General features: G+C 34.0%; 19 protein-coding genes and 2 pseudogenes. 11 read left to right on the top strand and 10 right to left on the bottom strand.

Annotation, left to right across the window (positions count from 1 at the left end; all coding sequences use genetic code 11):
• Window position 1: 1 nt before the first annotated feature.
• From ACJZL1_RS04725 to ACJZL1_RS04710, 4 genes are all read right to left on the bottom strand, one after another.
• Complete coding sequence (locus tag ACJZL1_RS04725) at window positions 2-661, bottom strand: conjugal transfer protein TraJ (protein WP_265026059.1); 660 nt, start codon at window positions 659-661, stop codon at window positions 2-4.
• Between the two features lie 58 nt (window positions 662-719).
• Complete coding sequence (locus ACJZL1_RS04720) at window positions 720-1,514, bottom strand: hypothetical protein (protein ID WP_265026060.1); 795 nt, start codon at window positions 1,512-1,514, stop codon at window positions 720-722.
• Between the two features lie 73 nt (window positions 1,515-1,587).
• Entirely contained in the window at window positions 1,588-2,409 is an 822-nt protein-coding gene (locus ACJZL1_RS04715) for a DNA polymerase III subunit delta' (RefSeq protein ID WP_265026061.1), read from the bottom strand.
• A gap of 17 nt (window positions 2,410-2,426) precedes the next feature.
• Window positions 2,427-3,014 carry an L-threonylcarbamoyladenylate synthase gene (locus ACJZL1_RS04710; RefSeq protein WP_265026062.1) on the bottom strand — a complete coding sequence of 196 codons (588 nt, stop codon included), beginning with the start codon at window positions 3,012-3,014 and terminating at the stop codon, window positions 2,427-2,429.
• A 110-nt stretch (window positions 3,015-3,124) separates the two neighbouring features.
• Between ACJZL1_RS04710 and ACJZL1_RS04705 the strand changes: the two genes are divergently transcribed.
• Entirely contained in the window at window positions 3,125-3,271 is a 147-nt protein-coding gene (locus tag ACJZL1_RS04705; protein ID WP_419247066.1) for a hypothetical protein, read from the top strand.
• Window positions 3,256-4,212 (top strand): IS5 family transposase, encoded by a 957-nt coding sequence (locus ACJZL1_RS04700; protein WP_264735368.1) that lies wholly within the window; start codon window positions 3,256-3,258, stop codon window positions 4,210-4,212. Before ACJZL1_RS04705 ends, ACJZL1_RS04700 begins: the two co-directional genes overlap by 16 nt.
• A 325-nt stretch (window positions 4,213-4,537) precedes the next feature.
• On the opposite strand, the gene ACJZL1_RS04695 is transcribed toward ACJZL1_RS04700, so the two are convergent.
• The gene (locus ACJZL1_RS04695) at window positions 4,538-5,008 is read right to left on the bottom strand and encodes a hypothetical protein (protein WP_265034860.1); all 471 of its coding nucleotides are present in this window, start codon (window positions 5,006-5,008) and stop codon (window positions 4,538-4,540) included.
• 75 nt (window positions 5,009-5,083) lie between these two features.
• Between ACJZL1_RS04695 and miaA the strand changes: the two genes are divergently transcribed.
• On the top strand, window positions 5,084-5,968 hold the full coding sequence (gene miaA / locus ACJZL1_RS04690; protein WP_265026152.1) for a tRNA (adenosine(37)-N6)-dimethylallyltransferase MiaA: 885 nt from the start codon (window positions 5,084-5,086) through the stop codon (window positions 5,966-5,968).
• On the opposite strand, the gene ACJZL1_RS04685 is transcribed toward miaA, so the two are convergent.
• On the bottom strand, window positions 5,965-6,792 hold the full coding sequence (locus ACJZL1_RS04685) for a hypothetical protein (protein ID WP_265035720.1): 828 nt from the start codon (window positions 6,790-6,792) through the stop codon (window positions 5,965-5,967). The two genes, miaA and ACJZL1_RS04685, sit on opposite strands and share 4 nt — an antisense overlap.
• 303 nt (window positions 6,793-7,095) lie before the next feature.
• Between ACJZL1_RS04685 and recG the strand changes: the two genes are divergently transcribed.
• From recG to ACJZL1_RS04670, 3 genes and pseudogenes are all read left to right on the top strand, one after another.
• The gene (gene recG, locus ACJZL1_RS04680; protein WP_419247065.1) at window positions 7,096-9,117 is read left to right on the top strand and encodes an ATP-dependent DNA helicase RecG; all 2,022 of its coding nucleotides are present in this window, start codon (window positions 7,096-7,098) and stop codon (window positions 9,115-9,117) included.
• Between the two features lie 63 nt (window positions 9,118-9,180).
• A pseudogene (locus ACJZL1_RS04675) lies at window positions 9,181-9,417 on the top strand (EndoU domain-containing protein); the annotation flags it as partial.
• Between the two features lie 96 nt (window positions 9,418-9,513).
• A complete protein-coding gene (locus ACJZL1_RS04670) occupies window positions 9,514-9,864 on the top strand; it encodes a diacylglycerol kinase (protein ID WP_265026148.1) in 351 nt (116 codons plus the stop codon).
• A gap of 11 nt (window positions 9,865-9,875) precedes the next feature.
• On the opposite strand, the gene ACJZL1_RS04665 is transcribed toward ACJZL1_RS04670, so the two are convergent.
• Together ACJZL1_RS04665 and ACJZL1_RS04660 are read right to left on the bottom strand one after the other, a co-directional pair.
• The gene (locus ACJZL1_RS04665; RefSeq protein ID WP_419247524.1) at window positions 9,876-10,799 is read right to left on the bottom strand and encodes an RluA family pseudouridine synthase; all 924 of its coding nucleotides are present in this window, start codon (window positions 10,797-10,799) and stop codon (window positions 9,876-9,878) included.
• A 115-nt stretch (window positions 10,800-10,914) separates the two neighbouring features.
• Window positions 10,915-11,262: pseudogene (locus tag ACJZL1_RS04660) on the bottom strand (transposase); the annotation flags it as partial.
• Window positions 11,263-11,453: 191 nt separating this feature from the next.
• Between ACJZL1_RS04660 and ACJZL1_RS04655 the strand changes: the two are divergent.
• The 4 genes from ACJZL1_RS04655 to ACJZL1_RS04640 are packed head-to-tail and all read left to right on the top strand — an operon-like array spanning window position 11,454 to window position 12,879.
• Window positions 11,454-11,615, top strand: a complete 162-nt coding sequence (locus tag ACJZL1_RS04655; RefSeq protein ID WP_182319418.1) for a transposase DNA-binding-containing protein — start codon at window positions 11,454-11,456, stop codon at window positions 11,613-11,615.
• Window positions 11,615-11,848, top strand: a complete 234-nt coding sequence (locus ACJZL1_RS04650) for a hypothetical protein (protein ID WP_265025918.1) — start codon at window positions 11,615-11,617, stop codon at window positions 11,846-11,848. Before ACJZL1_RS04655 ends, ACJZL1_RS04650 begins: the two co-directional genes overlap by 1 nt.
• On the top strand, window positions 11,841-12,464 hold the full coding sequence (locus ACJZL1_RS04645; RefSeq protein ID WP_419247047.1) for a hypothetical protein: 624 nt from the start codon (window positions 11,841-11,843) through the stop codon (window positions 12,462-12,464). The genes ACJZL1_RS04650 and ACJZL1_RS04645 overlap by 8 nt, the downstream gene beginning before the upstream one ends.
• Complete coding sequence (locus ACJZL1_RS04640) at window positions 12,421-12,879, top strand: IS4 family transposase (RefSeq protein WP_419247064.1); 459 nt, start codon at window positions 12,421-12,423, stop codon at window positions 12,877-12,879. The genes ACJZL1_RS04645 and ACJZL1_RS04640 overlap by 44 nt, the downstream gene beginning before the upstream one ends.
• Here the strand turns inward: ACJZL1_RS04640 and ACJZL1_RS04635 are convergent.
• Window positions 12,864-13,253, bottom strand: a complete 390-nt coding sequence (locus ACJZL1_RS04635) for a transposase (protein ID WP_419247523.1) — start codon at window positions 13,251-13,253, stop codon at window positions 12,864-12,866. The genes ACJZL1_RS04640 and ACJZL1_RS04635 overlap by 16 nt on opposite strands.
• A 28-nt stretch (window positions 13,254-13,281) precedes the next feature.
• Entirely contained in the window at window positions 13,282-13,629 is a 348-nt protein-coding gene (locus ACJZL1_RS04630) for a transposase (protein ID WP_265026143.1), read from the bottom strand.
• A 79-nt stretch (window positions 13,630-13,708) separates the two neighbouring features.
• Here ACJZL1_RS04630 and ACJZL1_RS04625 point away from each other — a divergent pair, with 79 nt between their 5' ends.
• A complete protein-coding gene (locus ACJZL1_RS04625) occupies window positions 13,709-14,014 on the top strand; it encodes a head-tail joining protein (RefSeq protein WP_265026142.1) in 306 nt (101 codons plus the stop codon).
• Window positions 14,015-14,016 lie beyond the last annotated feature (2 nt).

Here is a 14,016-nt window from a genome sequence, read left to right as displayed (position 1 = left end):
ATCATCTATATTTATAACCATTAACAATAAATTTAAATGGTATTATACCAGCCAGAGTTGCTTTTATATTCGACAAAGTGAAGCTAATCTCCACAGTATCCTCCTTATTTTGCTCGGTTGTAAAAACTGCAGTAGCATTTCCAGCAAATGTAACTAAGTCCTTGGTCGATCGATCAATAGATAATGTTATTACATTTATGTTGGCAATTTTTCTTTTAGATAAAGACAAATTACCAGCTTCATTATTCGTTTTTTCCTGAAAGCCTTGATAGATTTTATGTATAGAATTGTTTCTTATAAAATTTTCTTGGTACTTCGGTTCAACGATCTTAATGGACTCGTATATTTCAATGTATTTACTTATTAAGTACCTCGCTGTGGAAATGTATTCATCTTCCTTTTTACTGAAACTAAGCTTATGCATTGCAGAGAACTCATCTTCTGTGTGGTTCATATACTTCACAAAATTTAAATCTTTTTTAACAGGAAATAACAGGTATATGTTTAATGTTAATAAACATAAGCATACTAGGAGAAGCGATACTATTAATGCCATCCAAGATCTTTCTGCTACACAAAACAGATACCTATGGCAGTACCATTCGACTGCTTTACTGAAATAACTTTTGTTTTTTACTGATTCAAGCAATTTATCTTCCATAACATAATGCTACCAAACCCAATTATAATAACAATAAGATTAGATACTCTAAAAAACTTTAAAATATGTCTAAATTTTCCAAAATAGGATGAATGATTATATCACCTTGTTCCGCAATAAGGTAGAATTTATCGATTTTGCTCACATCTATATTTATCATTTTTACACTAAAATTTTCAGGATCATAAGTATTACTTTCAGCACTTTTGTGATAATTATAATAATGTAATTTATTTTGATCATCAAAATAACCAAATTCATCAGCGAAGGTTCCCATTTTGCTACCTTTACCACTTTTGACTAGCTCAAATAGATCAATTACATGGTTTTGGGATCCAGGCTCAATAGGCCCTTCTGCAGCAAAAAATTTAGGTGCATGACCAACATATTCCTTAAATTTTAGATTATGAGTCTTTTTTACACTACCAAAATTCACAAATTTATATTCATCTGAAATACCAGAATATTGTGGATCATATTTTTTATATTCAAAAAACTCGTTACCTAAAAAATTACAAAACGTTAATTTATAATCATCATGATTGGATTTAACGACTTTAAGGTAATGAAAATCTCTAGGAATCTTTACTTCCTCTTCCGTAATATGATTACGTACAACAAGCTCACCATTGAGCATATGATAGCCAATTTTTGGCAAAGTGGCTATATTGATTGCCTTGTTTAGCTTAAAATTTGCTTCATAAATGCCACTTAATAACTCCTCTCCTTTTTCTAAGGTGACGTCCTGGTCTAAAGCTATATTCTTGATTGAACTCAATTCTTTTTGCATGTTCAGTATGGCTTTTGTCAAAACTTCTATTGATTGCCATACAGTTAATTTATTATTAGTCAAATTATATACTTCAAGTATTAAATTAACAGGATTTTATCATGAATTTATGTTAAAAGTATTATATTTCGTAAACTTATGTCATGATATTAACTACATTAGCTAAAACATGCTTTTTATCTAAGTGGAGTTGCTTAGCAACAACAAAAAGTTCATCTATTTTTTTCCACTGACTTAGCAGAATTTCAACATCATTTACCTCTCTCTTTATGCTTTCTAAAATGAAGGCCTGAATTATATATGATGCTAGTTCTAGTTCGATTTCGCTATTAATTACTTTATTAATCATATTGGGATTCTTTAAATCATGAAGAAATTTATAAAAGCACTTGTATGCTTCATAAGCATCACTACTTATTGCATTTATTATCATTCCTGGCATTCCAGGAAATAAAGTAATGATTTCATCAAATATTTGATCATCAAATTTACATTGAGATGAAACAACTTGCTTTGTTTCATCATAAGTTAATGGGAGTAAATTCAGCTGAAAGCACCTACACCGGATAGTGGTTTGTATATCATATGGCTTATGGCTAATTATAAATATCTTAGAATTTTTTGGCGGCTCTTCTAATATTTTCAATATTGCGTTTTTAGCGTTATTAGTCATTACCTCTAAGCTATCTATTATAGCTATTTTGTGTTCTGATTGAATGGGACTTAAGTGTAGAAAGTTTTTCATTTCTCTGACTTTTTCTATTCCGATAGTATCACCTTCAACAATGTGTAAGTCCAATGCTGCCACGTCATAGTTTTTTGTAAGAAACCAATTGGAGAAGGATTTTGCAAATGTTGCTTTCCCTATACCTTTTTTACCGCAGATCAGCCAAGACTGAACAGACAAGTTGTTCATTAATTTTTTTTTGGCTTGGTTGTGACCTATTACTTTTTTCATTCTTGCTCCTATAGATCTTAGTTTGAAAATGCGTTGTTTACTGTTTGTAATGAAATTGCACCTTCCCTTAAAACCTTAATCTTATCTTCGGTTAAGTCAATAATAGTAGATTCTATACCAGAAACTAGTTCGTCATCTTCAATCACTACAGATAAATGTTGCTTAATGGATTGTGGTATATCGTCTGCCTTACATACACTTTTTTCTCCTGAAATATTTATACTAGTTGCAACTATTGGAACTTTCAGTTTATTTAATATTGAAATTGCAATAGGATGCTCAGGGATTCTGATGCCTATACTATCTTTAAAGAATTCGTTTGGCAATATGTTGTTGTTTTTAAGTGGTAAAATGTAGGTAATTGGTCCAGGAGAAAAGTGATTTACTAAACCAATATACTTTTTCTCTAGCTTTGCTATTTTTGTCAAATTGTAAATATCACTAACAAATATGGAGAGTGGCTTATTCTGAGAGCGTTTCTTTATCTGATATATTTTTCCTATAGATTCATTATCTAGTGCATTACAAGCAAGAGCATACACTGTTTCTGTTGGAAAACACACTAACAAGTTGTTCTGTATTGCATTTATTATTTTAGATACCATATAGCTAGAAACTTGTTCATAACAACTAGATCAGTTTTGTTGCATTGTATCTTATATAGTAACTGCTAGTTTGTATCTGTTCAGGATAGCGGCAAGACCATAGAGTAAAAGTGAGTTTACAACAAATGGTGTCATCCCAGTGCTTGACACTGGGATGGCTTTGTTGCATAGCAACCGAAAAAATCTGGTGGCTACTGACAAAATTCATTATAAATAACCATTTAACTGTTGAAGAAAAAATATGCCACAGAAAATGAAAGTCAGTAACCAAAACGAATATAACAAATTCCTTGAAAAAAGGGGAAATATTTTTCGTTACATCGATGAAGCTATCGAAAATTGGTATGAAAATAGTCCAAAAATGCAGGGCGGCAACTATATTTACAGTGATAAAGTCGTAATTTTGGTGCATATAATTGTCAATCTTTTTAGAATTGGTTTAAGACAAACGGTGGGGTTTATAAAAGGATATCTGCAACAAATAGGAAAAAATTTGGCAGTTATCAGCTATTCACAAGCATCAAGAAGGTTTAAAAAACTTAATATTAAGATAAATGATTGCAGGGTTGATAAAAGCAACATGGAAAATATTGAAATTATCATAGATAGCACAAGTATCAGCATTTACAGTAACACTCCTGGCCACAGTAAGGAAAACAGTGCAGATAGAAAGTACCGAAGCTACGAGCAAGTAAGAAAGTTACATGTTATGTTAAGTGTGAATAGTAAAAAAGCTATAGCTGCAAGATACAGTAATGGCGTCTACTCTGACCACTATGGAGCTTGCGATTTGCTTGAAGAAGTTAATTTTCAGCACAAAATAAAAGCATTATATGCAGATAGGGCATACGATAGGCACAAACTTTATAAATTGTGTAAGAAATACGATATAAAGACAAAAGTTCTACCAAAAAAGGATGCAGCAGAACATTCAAAAATAGATTATATGTCTGACAGAAATGCTGCTATTAGGTTAATAAAATTATATGGACAAGATGGTGTAAAAGAGTGGAAAAAGGAAGCAATTTATGGAAAGAGATCTTACATAGAAGGATTTTTCTCAAGGTTGAAGCAAGTATTTGGATTTAGCTTTAGGAATAAATCTGAAGTAAATCGTGAAAAAGAATTACTAATTAAGTGCTATTTGCTCAACAAATTCACTGATATTGGTATGGCTAAATTTGAAATCATTACATAAATTTGTCGTAAACCATCACTGCTTAAGGTGCTATGCAACAAAGCCCACTGGGATCCAGAAATAGTTTGCTTGTGAACAAGCAAACTAGCATGGAAAGTAGCTGATCTTACACTAAATGAATGTTTTTGATGAGGTTGCATAGAAGCTGGATTCCAGTGTCAAGCACTGGAATGACATCGTTTACTATGTACCATATTGCAATGTTCGTACAGCTGTGTGTCACGCACTTTGCTTCAATATTTGCACATTAGCCACTCCTCTAAACAGATACGCTAGTTTTTGTGAATATAATACAACGCAGCTTACCATTTGTTATACAGATTTGCTACAGCCCAAACTCTTCATTGACTTTGTCAACTATTTCCTGTGGTGGATCTTCTCCCCATCCTGAATATAAAATCTCTCCATAGTCTGCAACATCTATAGAGCCAGTTCTGCTTTTTGCTAGAAACATTTCTCTTCTCTCTTTATCAACTAATACATAATGCCACGCTGATTTTCCACGATCTTTACCACGCACTAAATATACGAGATCTGATCTACTTCTTTTTGTTGCATCAGCAAAAGATCTTTCATTGACAGTTCTGCTTTTACTTTTTATGCCGCCACTTTCAGAAAAAGCTTCCTTGGATTCGGTTTTTTTGCCTGCTAATTCAGAAATTTTCCCTTTTTCCCCTAATGCACGTTCTTTGGTGTTTTGAGACGAATACTTGCTGGAAAAACCTTCCCCTGTACCGCCAGGAGTCCTGTTTGTGAAACGCTTAATAAATGAATTATTGTCGTTGTTTTCTGCCATAAAAATCTCCAAACTTTAGATTGTAGGACCCAAATTTTTACTACACTCTATCATATGTTAATTAAATTAATATAAATGAAAAATAATATAGTAATTATTACAGGAATTACGGCCTCAGGTAAATCAGAATTGTGTGATAACCTGATAAAAAAATATAATAATATCAGCATAATAAATTGTGATTCAAAGCAGGTATACAAAGAAATTCCCATAATTACTGCTCAACCACCAAAGCAAGAAGTATTTTATAAACTATATGGTTATGTCTCAGCAAAAGAAAATTATTCCGTGGGTCTATGGTTAGAGGATTTAGAAAAAGAAGTTAATCACGCATTAGAAAATGCTCAAATACCTATCATCACTGGAGGAAGCGGGCTTTACATCAGCAGTTTAATCAAAGGCTTATCATCAATGCCACAAATAAGTCAGGAAGTGAGGAGAAATGTAAGTGAATTAAGAAAAAATTTAAGTAAAGAGGAGTTTTACAAATTAGCGCTAAGCAAAGATCCAAGGATTCAAGGTAAAGTGTTCATGAATGACTCGCACCGCCTTTCAAGGGCACTTGAAGTTATCACTGAAACTGGTAAGACAATCTTTGTATGGCAAGAAAATAGACAGCCTCCTTTATTCAATAATTTTAAGATATATACAATTCTGCCTAAACGTGAAGATGTATACCGAAAAATAAATTTTCGTTTCATTACAATGATTGAAAATGGAGCAATTGATGAAGTAAAAAAGCTACTTAGCATGAACCTAGCCCCACATTTGCCAGCTATGAAAGCACATGGAGTGCCAGAAATTATAAAGTACTTGAAAGGTGAGATTACTTTAGACGAAGCAATACAAATTGCTCAAACAAACACAAGACACTACGCGAAACGTCAGTATACCTGGTTTAAAAACCAATTTCCAAATGCTGAAGTGATTGATTGTGCAAATGAGCTCAAGATATTTTAATTCAGGCCGTGCTCATTACTATGAATAGGGGGTTCCATATTTTCCAGATGGTCGCTTACTTCTAGTGGATTACCTAAATCATGCTCTATTTTTATTTTAAAAAATCCAAGCCTCTCACAAAATTTCTGAAAACACTCTTTTATAATGCCAAATAAGCTTTTATCGTCTACACTATAATTCTTTAATCTGTCAGGAATAGTAAGAGACAATCTACCATTTTCGTATGTTACATTTTTATCATCTTGAGACTTAAGCGTGAATTCTAGTGAGCTATCCAATTTACATAATTCTTCTTCTGGTTTTGCTAAAGTGCAAACTGCAATTTTTTCTTCAATTCTGATTGTTGCATGACTTGGATCACTACAATTAATATGTGTTGTATGACTAGAACTGAAAACTAACTCATGTGTCTTCATTACATGGAAAAGAGGTTTATCTTCATCGTATAATGCACCTACGTACCCTGCTTGATTACAATTGATAACCAGTTCTTCCAAAATAGGATCACTTGGAACTTTAGCTCCAGCATGTTCGAACATCTCCTTAAAAACTTTTCTTGCAAATGGGCGGTAGTCTTCATTTTTACCTTCACTTTTTGGCAGTAAACTGTCATGTTCTTTGTATAGCTTGGCAATAAAATCCCTACTTGTGCTTTTCTTATTAATAACAAAATCCATTCTGCGAAGATCGCAGAACGCTGTATTACCAGAGTTCGCTTCAGCATTATCTTTACCAGCTCTTAACTTACTATAATCAAACTTTTCTGCTTGAGCTCTTAGTGTAACTATTGGATTTTCCTTTTCTTCTGGTGTAGAGCTACTCATTATTAGTGCCTTGATATAGACTGCTGATAGTATAATAATACATAAAAATGATTAATAAGTCAATAAAATACCTGCTATAAGCCCTATGATAGCAAATATAGTTAGGGGTAACTTAGGCTTACCGATGATTTTAAAAACGACAAATCGTCATTCCGCTACGTGTTAGCGGAATCTATTCTAAGATACCGTGGCGGTATGACGTTAGAGAGCTGTGCTAGCTATAGTGCATACCTGACCATAAGGTGACAGGATTTTAAAAAGACTCTATTATTGATAAACAGTTTTACACATGTATGAATCTCAATGAGCAATCAGATTTTTCTAAATAGCAGGCTGGAGAATATACCTAAATTTCATTCCACAATATTGCCTAAACTTTGTAGTGGGGACAAAGTGGTGGACCTGCTATTTTATAGGCCACTTAGTTATGTGGATAGAAGTAAGTCACTGCCCGATGCTCAAGTTGGAGAATTTACAACTTTCATGGCAAAAGTTTATGAACATCAGCCTCCCACTTTGAGAGGTAGACCATATAAAATAGTTGTTGAAAGTGAGAGTCAGTATATGTTCATAGTCTTTTTTAATTACTCAGTTAAGTATTTATATAAACTATTTCCAATTGGAGCTTCTGTAATCATCAGTGGCAAACTCGAAAAATTTGCTGAGCATTGGCAGATTACTCACCCAGATTACGTGTCGCTTGACATCAACCAATTTAAAGAAATAGCTCGCATAGAGCCAGTCTACCAATTATGCCGTGGCATTACTAATAAGAGCATTGGGAACATAATAAGCTCTAACCTGAAAGAATTGCCTGATTTGCCAGAGTGGATAGATGATACATTAATCAAGCAAAAAAAATGGCTAAGTTGGAGGGAAAGCATCATAAAGTTGCACAGACCAAGCTCATTGGCGGAAGCCGAGGTTTGTAGAAAAAGGCTTGCTTATGATGAATTGTTTGCGTATCAGCTAGCACTGAAACTTGCAAGAGAAAATCATGTAAAAGAAAGGGGAAGAGAATTTATAGTATTGAGTAAATATAAAGAGCAAGTTTTAAATGAATTATCGTTTCAATTAACAAACGATCAAATTCGTGCAATAGATGAAATTTCAGAGAGGCAAAAATCCAAGTACCGCATGATAAACTTGCTGCAAGGTGATGTTGGTAGTGGCAAAACCGTAGTTGCACTTTTTGCGATGCTAAATGTGGTAGAAAACAACATGCAGGCAGCTCTAATGGCACCGACTACTATCTTGGCGGAGCAACATTATAATTGGATTGAGGAAGTTTTATCCTGTACCGATATAAAAGTTGCGCTGCTTACTGGTAAAACTTCGCGCAAGGAAAGAAAGATTATCATGAACGAACTTGCAAGTGGTGTTTTAAATATAGTAATTGGCACTCATGCACTATTTCAAGCTAACGTTACATTTAAAAATTTAGGGCTTGCAGTCATAGACGAGCAACAGCGATTTGGAGTGATGCAGAGAAATCGCTTGGTAGGAAAAGGAGAAAATGCCGATATACTTTTCGTTACTGCAACTCCCATTCCAAGAACCTTGCAGCAAGCTATGTATGGTGACGTTGAATGTTCAATTTTGAAAGAAAAACCAAAATCCAGATTGCCAATAAAAACTGTAACTATGAACATTAGTAGGGTGCCAGATGTTATTGAAAAGCTAAAAGGTGCTATAAACAGGGGCGAAAAAGCATATTGGATTTGTCCATACATAGAAGAAAACGAAGAGACCAATATTGCTGCAGCAGAGATGCGTTTTCAGGAATTACAAAAAACATTTTTTGATAAAGTTAGCATAATACACGGAAAATTGACTCAGGAGCAGAAAGATCAAGTTATGTTTTCCTTCAAAAGAAATGAATTTTCTCTGCTTGTTGCAACCACTGTGATAGAAGTTGGTATAGATGTACCAGATGCAACCATTATGATTATAGAAAATGCAGAGCAATTTGGGTTATCGCAATTACACCAATTAAGAGGTAGAGTAGGACGAGGAAACAAGCCATCTTTTTGTGTATTATTATACGATAATTTAAGTAGAAGCTCATCTTCAAAGTTAAAGATCATGTGTGAGTCACAGGACGGATTTTACATTGCTGAAAGGGATATGATGCTAAGAGGCAGTGGAGATATCTTAGGCACAAAACAATCAGGATGTATGGAATTTAAATTTGCTGATTTATATCAGGACAGAGAGCTGCTCAACCTCGCGTATAATAACGCAAAAGGTGCAATGGCTGATTTTGAATTACTGCTTGATATATTTGAATATAGAAGTAGATTACATTTTTCAAAATTTCAGTAGGAAAACCAGGTAGCCCGCAGAAACGAAAAAACTTACTTGACACATTTTGCCAGCCCCTTTATCATAAAAGTTAAATGCTCAAATGGATACGCATATAACCTTCATGCCGATGATATTTTAATTTCTGCAACTAAGGCGTTCAAGGAATTAGGAAAAGATGGAATGTGCCTGTATAAAATGGAGGATGACAATTATCAATCAGTGTTTGTAAGAAAGAATGATGCTATACTTACGTTTTATCCTGACTTAACACCAAAATGTGATAACAAGAGTACTTATTGTAGTTGCAGTAAATCTTAATTTCAAAACCAATAGGGTGAACAAATGATAAAATGCTATAGGGTGTAGCAAATCCAAATGAGTTAAAATTTTGATTAAAGGGTTTTGTGAGTAATAATGAAGAAGGGCATTATTCGTCTAATAAAAGCAATTCAATACTCTTGTGAAGGAATAAAATCAGCTTTTATATCAGAAGTTGCGTTCAGACAGGAGTTACTACTTTTTATAGTATGTGTTTCAACTTTGTTTGTTTTGGATGTAAGTAATCTAGAACGTGCAGTAATGATAAGCAGCCTATTCCTGGTGTTAATTGTGGAAATTGTTAACACTGCTTTTGAAACGACAATTGAGCGTATTTCCAGTGAACAACACATACTTTCAAAAAAGGTGAAAGATCTAGGTAGTGCAGCAGTTTTTCTTTCATTAATTAACTTCCTGATAACATGGATGATAATATTGACAGGTTAATACGAATGTTATTAAGATATGTTGTTAAACTCACCAATTAAAGTTTTTATATCTTGCGGTAAATCAGAGACAAATTCCATGTATTCCTTGCTTTTTGGGTGATATAAGCCCAGTGTATAAGCATGTAGTGCTTGCCTATTGAAATTACGAATAAAACTAGAGTTTTTAGCATATTTTGTGCTTTTACTACTATTTTTTCCGTAAACTTGATCACCAACTATGGAATGTCCTATGTGGCTCATGTGGACTCGAATTTGGTGTGTTCTGCCTGTCTCTAAAGTGCATTTAACGAGGCTTACTTGTCCTATAACTTTTTGCACTAAATAGTGAGTGATTGCTAATTTGCCTGTGATTTTTGTTACACACATCATTTCTTTATTACCGCGTTTGGGAGCAATGTTAGTTTTTATCGTGCCTTGCTGAGAAGATAATATTCCCCAAACTACTGCTAAATATTCTCGCTTTATTTTACGATTTGATAACAATTCAGACAAAAAACCATGGGCTCCTTCATTTTTTGCAATTACCATCAGCCCACTGGTATCTTTATCGAGTCTATGAACAATTCCTGGTCTTACATCAAGGTGAGCGATAATTGCGTTCAAAAGCGTATCATTGTTTGTCCCAGCACCTGGGTGCACTGTTAATCCACTTTGTTTACTCAGAACTATAATGTCCTCATCTTCATAGACGATATCAAGTTTTATGTCATAATTAGGCTCAATTGATGTGGATATGTCAGGTTGAACGAGATGTACTATATACTCTTCACCTGGTTTTACTATGTGGTCATTACTAATTATCGGTGTGCCAAGTAATTTTACCTGCTCATTTTGTATCAATCTTTGAGCTTTACTGCGTGATATGTTGCACTTTTCAGCTATGTAGATATCTAGCCTTAATTTCTCTTTATCATTATTAACACTTAAGGTTATTACTGAGTGATCTATAGTGACTTACCCCGCGCCATTTCCCATGCTGCTTGAACATTTAGGTCTGTAAACATTGGCCCTACCCAAAAAAAGTAGAGAGAAAGTTAAGACGATTTTGTCATGAAAATGATGAATCAAAAAGTTCAGGAATGCAATAGTTAATAGTAGAATGACGTCGTTGTTTATTATAAAAAATTTCTATATACTCAAATATGGCAGTTCTGGTTTGTTGTGCAGAGTGTTGCGAAGTATCAATAAGTAACTCCCTCTTAAGTGAATTAAAAAAGCCCTCCGCAACGGCATTATCGTAACAACAACCTTTGTGACTCATGCTAGATATGATACTTTTTGTATCCAATAGATATTGATAATTTTTTGAAGTATATTGTGACCCTTGATCGCTATGTAACAGTAGATCTTTAGCGGGTTTGCGCTTATTAACAGCCATCAACAAAGCATCTACAACTATAGTATTTTCTAAAACGAATGATAAACGTCTAAAATGGTATTACCAACTAAAAGGTGTAAGTCTGTACATTGATGCATTAGAGGTCTGAGGCGACTTTTAATGGTGTGCCAACAATGCTCTATCGGATTTAGATCTTACTTTTACCCACAAATATAAAAAGTGAGTAAGCTAAATAATTTAGGATCAAAATGATAGAAACAAGTACAAGCGTGCAATATACAGATGGCTTAGGGGATAAATGGCTGGAAAGAGAGTTAAAACACATTAATTTGGGAGATATAAGGCTTAATAAAAGACTTATAAAAACAAGTTATTGCATAGAGGGTAAGGCATCTGAATCAAAGCTGTAGTGGGTGGAAAGAAGCTAAGGGTGCATATAAGCAATGAAAAGCTTGAAGATAAGGAAATTTATTCTTCCCATTATAAAGAAACTAAGGAAAGAATAAAAGGAAACCAGTTGGTATTTTCAGTTCAAGATACAAGTTATTTGGATTTTGACTCTCATATAAAGACCAAGAGACTAGGCAGTATTTCTAAAGCTTATACAAAGCATAAAATGGGTTTACTGTTGCATAGTGCCTAGCAAAGACGGATTACCTTTAGGTCTATCTTCCCAACAATGTTGGGCGCGTTCTATTAGGGAAGAAGAAACGGCACAAGAAAAAGCAAACAGAAAATACCGTACCTCCATAGAAGAAAAAGAAAGTTATAAGTGGATAACAGCTCTCAAAGAAACTATAAACAACCTTCCTCCAAATGTACAACTTGTTACCCTTGGTGATAGGGAAGCAGACATCTTCAAATTTTTATGGGTGGCTGAGACGTTAGGTAGTTTTTATGTAATCCGCAATCGAGCTAATAGAAGATTTATCTGTACTGAAGTCGGAAAAACAGATTTGCAAACACGCATCACTCAACTGCCAGTAAAAAAGAAAATTTCTCTAGAAGTTACTAAAGGTGGAAACCAGAGATCAAGGAAAGCTAATATTGAAGTTAAGTATATGAAAGGCTATATACCTATCAGATCTTCTTCCATTTATGGGTCAAAAGATACAATACATAAAATAAGTGATAAAATCCCTGTATATGTGGTAAGTGCAAAAGAAACAAATCCTCCTGATGGATTGGAAGCTGTCGACTGGACTCTACTAACTAATGTACCATACTTTAGATGCCATAGAAAAGATAAATTGGTATAAGCTAAGATGGAAAATTGAAGAGTATTTTAGGATTTTAAAATCAGGATGTAAGATAGAAAGCTCTCGCTTAGCTACAAAAGAAAGATTACAGAAGTTAATTGCTATAAAAAGTATAATCGCGTTTAAAATTTTATATTTGACAAAAGTGGCTTTATCAAATCCCATGGAAACTTGTACTAAAATTTTAAGCAACGAAGAGTGGAAGGTCCTTTACATGCATGAGTATCGGGTAGCAACATTACCCGAAGAACCTCCAAACATAAAACAAGCTATTATTTGGTTAGGAAAATTGGGTGGATTTATGAATAGAAAAAGTGATAATTTACCAGGGTCTATGACTCTATGGCGGGGCTATGAAAACCTTAAGGAGAGCATTGTTATGCTTCACATCATAACCTCTCAAAATTGTGGGTAAAAGTAAGGATTTAGATCAGGTGAATATGTTGGAAGATAAAGCAAATGACAGCCAAAAGACTCTATTAATGACTTTGTTTTGGGAGTTTTATGGAATGTAGCATTATCCATAACTATGGTTGTATCACGCTGTAATTGTGGAAGTAATCTTCGCTCTAACCATATATTAAATACATCTTTATTACACCCTCCTGTGAAGGTCATTGGTGCAATAAACTTCTTTTCAATCCATCCACCTATTATACTCACTCTTTCCCGCTTTTTTCCTGGAACATCAGCATACATTTTTTCTCCTCTTGGAGCTCGTGCATATTCTCGGTATAGTCTATTATCAACTCCTGCTTCATCTATATATAAAATGCTACAGTGGTCTATTTTTGAGACTTTATCGATAAATTGCTGCCTATCTTCTTGATTGCGCTCTTGATAGAATGTGACTTTTTTTTAAGGTTATTTTTAGCTGTCTTAACCTATACCAAATTGCACTGATCCCAAAGCCAAGGTTTTGTTTCATTTCTGCTAGTGTGTGATCTGGGTGTTTTTTAACATAGTCTGCAAGTATTTTTGGGTCTATTTTCCGAATAAAACCAACACTTTTTGTCGCTCTGAGATCTTGACCAGCAGACTTCTTTTTCAGCCATCTATATAGTGTTGCTATTCCTATCTCAAAAAGCTCTGCAACCTCAGTCTTTGACTTTCCTTTTTCTACCAAAGACACTGCTTTTTTCCTTAAATCTACACTATATACCATCACTTTTCCTATACACTAAAAAGTATATTATACCTTTATCATTCGCTTTTGAAAGTACTATAGTACATAAAAGAACAAGATGCAAGAAAATATTAAAAGGTTATTGAAAGATTGTTTTGCACATTTAGGAGAGCAAGCTTTGTATGAGTCAAAGGATAAGTCATATATGGTGCAGATATTAAAGCAACAGCCGGATAAATTATACGAGATCGGTGAAGGACAATTTGTAGGGGAGATGTTGATTTTGGAGGTGAGTGTCTTTGATGTATTGCAGCCAGTAGTAGGAGATACTTTTGTTATTGGTAACCGTAGATACAAAGTACATTCACCGCCGCTCAGGGATAATTCAGGAATATTGTGGAAAATAAACGCAGTGAGAATGTAAAA

Source organism: Wolbachia endosymbiont of Rhagoletis indifferens, assembly GCF_048537595.1.
GTDB lineage: Bacteria > Pseudomonadota > Alphaproteobacteria > Rickettsiales > Anaplasmataceae > Wolbachia.
The sequence above is the reverse complement of the archived record's forward strand: the minus strand, read 5'-3'. Positions and strand labels throughout refer to the sequence as shown.

Excerpts from the sequence above, each read along its gene's own strand:
- ACJZL1_RS04640 (WP_419247064.1), top strand. The coding sequence starts at position 12,421 with ATGTACCATACTTTAGATGCCATAGAAAAGATAAATTGGTATAAGCTA.
- ACJZL1_RS04725 (WP_265026059.1), bottom strand. The coding sequence starts at position 661 with ATGGAAGATAAATTGCTTGAATCAGTAAAAAACAAAAGTTATTTCAGT.
- ACJZL1_RS04655 (WP_182319418.1), top strand. The coding sequence starts at position 11,454 with ATGATAGAAACAAGTACAAGCGTGCAATATACAGATGGCTTAGGGGAT.
- ACJZL1_RS04670 (WP_265026148.1), top strand. The coding sequence starts at position 9,514 with ATGAAGAAGGGCATTATTCGTCTAATAAAAGCAATTCAATACTCTTGT.
- ACJZL1_RS04695 (WP_265034860.1), bottom strand. The coding sequence starts at position 5,008 with ATGGCAGAAAACAACGACAATAATTCATTTATTAAGCGTTTCACAAAC.
- miaA (WP_265026152.1), top strand. The coding sequence starts at position 5,084 with ATGAAAAATAATATAGTAATTATTACAGGAATTACGGCCTCAGGTAAA.
- ACJZL1_RS04710 (WP_265026062.1), bottom strand. The coding sequence starts at position 3,014 with ATGGTATCTAAAATAATAAATGCAATACAGAACAACTTGTTAGTGTGT.
- ACJZL1_RS04700 (WP_264735368.1), top strand. The coding sequence starts at position 3,256 with ATGCCACAGAAAATGAAAGTCAGTAACCAAAACGAATATAACAAATTC.
- ACJZL1_RS04630 (WP_265026143.1), bottom strand. The coding sequence starts at position 13,629 with ATGGTATATAGTGTAGATTTAAGGAAAAAAGCAGTGTCTTTGGTAGAA.
- ACJZL1_RS04625 (WP_265026142.1), top strand. The coding sequence starts at position 13,709 with ATGCAAGAAAATATTAAAAGGTTATTGAAAGATTGTTTTGCACATTTA.
- ACJZL1_RS04715 (WP_265026061.1), bottom strand. The coding sequence starts at position 2,409 with ATGAAAAAAGTAATAGGTCACAACCAAGCCAAAAAAAAATTAATGAAC.
- recG (WP_419247065.1), top strand. The coding sequence starts at position 7,096 with ATGAGCAATCAGATTTTTCTAAATAGCAGGCTGGAGAATATACCTAAA.
- ACJZL1_RS04685 (WP_265035720.1), bottom strand. The coding sequence starts at position 6,792 with ATGAGTAGCTCTACACCAGAAGAAAAGGAAAATCCAATAGTTACACTA.